The organism is Azovibrio sp., assembly GCF_049658005.1.
GTDB lineage: Bacteria > Pseudomonadota > Gammaproteobacteria > Burkholderiales > Rhodocyclaceae > Azovibrio.
Genome location: NZ_JBASOH010000093.1, coordinates 1 through 2,804, shown reverse-complemented (window position 1 = coordinate 2,804; position 2,804 = coordinate 1). Strand labels below are relative to the sequence as shown.

Genomic DNA, 2,804 nt, shown 5'->3' with positions numbered 1-2,804 from the left:
CGGCCAGGCCCCGCGTTACCACCGTGACAATCCCTTGCCGGTGGACCTGCTCGTGGTGGATGAAGCCTCGATGCTCGACCTGAGCCTCGCCCTGCAGATGGTGGAAGCCCTGCCGCCCCAGGCCCGCCTGATCCTCCTGGGCGACAAGGACCAGCTCAAGGCGGTGGAAGCAGGGGCCGTGTTCGCCGCCCTTTCCGCCCGCCCGGCCCTGAGTCCTGCGACCTGTGCGCAACTGGCCGCACTCACCGGCTGGCCCGTGACCGTCCTGCCTCGGGCGCAGCTGCCCGGCCCCCTCGATGATGCCGTGGTCTGGCTCAGCCGCAGCCACCGCTTCGCCGCCGATTCCGCCCTGGGCCGCCTGGCCGCCGCCCTGGTGCGCGGCCAGGTGTCTCTGGCCATGGACTGTCTGCAAAACGGGGGAGAGGAACTGGCCCTGGTGGAAGCCAGCGGCCCCGGCCTGAGCCCCCAGGAATTTCAGCGTCTCGAAGCCGGCTACGCCCCCTATCGGCAAGCCCTGAGCCAGTGGCAGGCGGGCGAACGGGACCTGGCGGCGCTGTTCGAGGCCTTCGACCGCTACCGCATTCTCTGCGCCACGCGGCGCGGCGAGCGGGGCGTGGCCGCCGTTAATGAACGCCTCTGCGCCAGCCTGCGCGCCCCTGGCCGCCGCGTCTCTCCCGCCCCTTTTGCCCCTTCCGCTCCCTTGCCCGGGCAGCCGCTGATGATCCTGCGCAATGACCCGGCCTCCCAGCTCTTCAACGGCGACATCGGCATCGCCCTCGAAGACGAAGAGGGCCTGGGCGTCTATTTTCCCGACGGCGCCAGCGCGGGGGCCAGAACCTGGCGCCGCCTGGCCCCCAACCGCCTGCCCCTGTGGGAAACCGCCTTTGCCCTGACCGTACATAAATCCCAGGGCTCCGAATTCGCCGCCGTGGCCCTGCTGCTCCCCGCCCAGGACAGCCCCCTACTGACCCGGGAACTGATCTACACCGCCGTCACCCGCGCCCGTGCCCGGGTGCAGGTGCTGGCCCGGGCAGAACTGCTGCAACAGGCCATGGCCCGTCAGGTCCGGCGCGAAGGTGGCCTGGCCGAGCAGCTGGGAATGAGCCGGTCTTGATCGAGCAAAGACCGGATGAGCCGTGAATCGAAGGGAAGAAACAAGGAGTCTTCGTGTTTTATTGTGTTGAAAGCGACAAGTCGTTTCAGGAAGCCACGTTCGACCTGGAGCCGGTGGTTCAGCGCCTGGGCTTCGAGGTCCTGCAACGTCACGACCTGAGTGAAATCCTGTGCCGCAAGGGCATCGAGCTGGATGAGGATTGCCAGGTTTTCGAGGTCGGCAATCATCGCTACATGGAAAAATTGCTGCGCATCGACATGCGCTTCAGTCTGATGCTGCCCTGGCGGATTGCTGTGTTTACCGAGAAGGGGGCCACCCGGATCGGCCTGGCCCGGCCCTGCGGGGGGCTCGCCGAACTGGGTCAAAGCGCCGAAGCGGCGCGTATTCTCGATGAAATCGTGACAAAACTGATCATCATCGTCGCTGAAACCCGTCAGGCCTGATCCCCCACACCATGCTGGCTTCCATGATCCTCATTCTCAAGAACGTCATCACCCTCTTTGCCCTGGTCGAACCCGTGGCGATGATTCCGATCTTTGTCGCCGCCACCGAGGGACTGGATGCGGCGGGGAAAATCCGTTTTGCCCGCACCATCGGCATCAGCGTCACCATTGCCCTGCTGGTGGCGGCCTTTCTCGGGATGCCCTTGCTCAGCCTGCTGGGGGTTTCGCTCGGAGCCATGCAGGTGGGGGGCGGCATCATCGTGCTGTTGCTGTCCATTGCCATGGTGCTGGGCAAGGAAACCAGCTTCAAGGGCACGGTTCCCTCCGTCGCCATCCATGATGTCCGTGAGGCGACCATCATTCCCCTGGCGATTCCCCTCCTGGCCGGGCCGGCGGCCTTCAGCTATGTCATGGCCCACAGCGAATGGAAGACCTATTCCGAGGCGGTGCAAGTGGTGCTCCCGATCCTGATCGTCGGCTTCCTCTGCTGGCTGACCTTCCGGATTGCCTGCCAGGCCGAGCGCCAGATCCGCAAGAAGACGCTGGACCTGGTGGAACGGGTGAGCGGTTTCATCCTGGCTGCGATTGCCGTGGAAATGATCGCGGCCGGACTGCGCGGACTTTTTCCCGTCCTGGCCGCTGCCGGTTGAGAGGAAGCCGGCCGCCGATGCAGTAGAATCCTGCAATATGCTGCATGCAGGCCCCCTGGCACCTGGTCGATCCGATGTCAGACCGACCTTCACCCCGTTCCCAGCCCAAGGCCGCCGCGATGACGTTCAAACTCCAGCCCCGACTGATGCTCGCCATGGCAGCGTCCTCGCTGCTATCCGTCCTGATCGTGATGGTGATCGCCATTCAGCTGGGGACGCAGGTCGTGGAGCAGGACATCGAGCGGAAAATACAAGAGACCCTCAATGCGCGTCATGCGGCACTGAGCGAATACCTGCTCCACTTTCGGCGCGATGCCCACTTGCTGGCCAGGGATCCGCTGCTGGCCGAGGCGCTGCGGGATTTCACTCAGGCCTTTGCTCAGCAAGGCAAAAAGGCGCAACTGCAGCTGCAACAGGCCTGGATCAGCCGCAATCCCTACCCGGCCGCGCAGCGCCAGGAGCTGACGGAAGGGGATAGGAAATCCAACCGCATGAGCACAAGTATAGCACACGTTTGGGGCGTCTCAGGCATGCACACAGGGGACTGCTGGGTTGATTTCTCAAAGCCAGTTGCCCGAGATTTTTCGGTATGACCCG

At 64.6% G+C, this 2,804-nt stretch carries 4 protein-coding genes; all 4 read left to right on the top strand.

Annotated elements, in window-relative coordinates; genetic code table 11:
* On the top strand, positions 1 to 1,114 hold a 1,114-nt coding region (locus tag WBH99_RS08705), incomplete at its 5' end, for an AAA family ATPase (RefSeq protein ID WP_424219691.1).
* Between the two features lie 53 nt (positions 1,115 to 1,167).
* Positions 1,168 to 1,557, top strand: coding sequence for a DUF302 domain-containing protein (locus WBH99_RS08700; RefSeq protein ID WP_424219690.1), 390 nt, complete (start codon positions 1,168 to 1,170; stop codon positions 1,555 to 1,557).
* A gap of 11 nt (positions 1,558 to 1,568) precedes the next feature.
* Positions 1,569 to 2,207, top strand: a complete 639-nt coding sequence (locus WBH99_RS08695; protein ID WP_424219689.1) for a MarC family protein — start codon at positions 1,569 to 1,571, stop codon at positions 2,205 to 2,207.
* A gap of 119 nt (positions 2,208 to 2,326) precedes the next feature.
* Entirely contained in the window at positions 2,327 to 2,800 is a 474-nt protein-coding gene (locus tag WBH99_RS08690; RefSeq protein ID WP_424219688.1) for a hypothetical protein, read from the top strand.
* Positions 2,801 to 2,804: the final 4 nt, after the last annotated feature.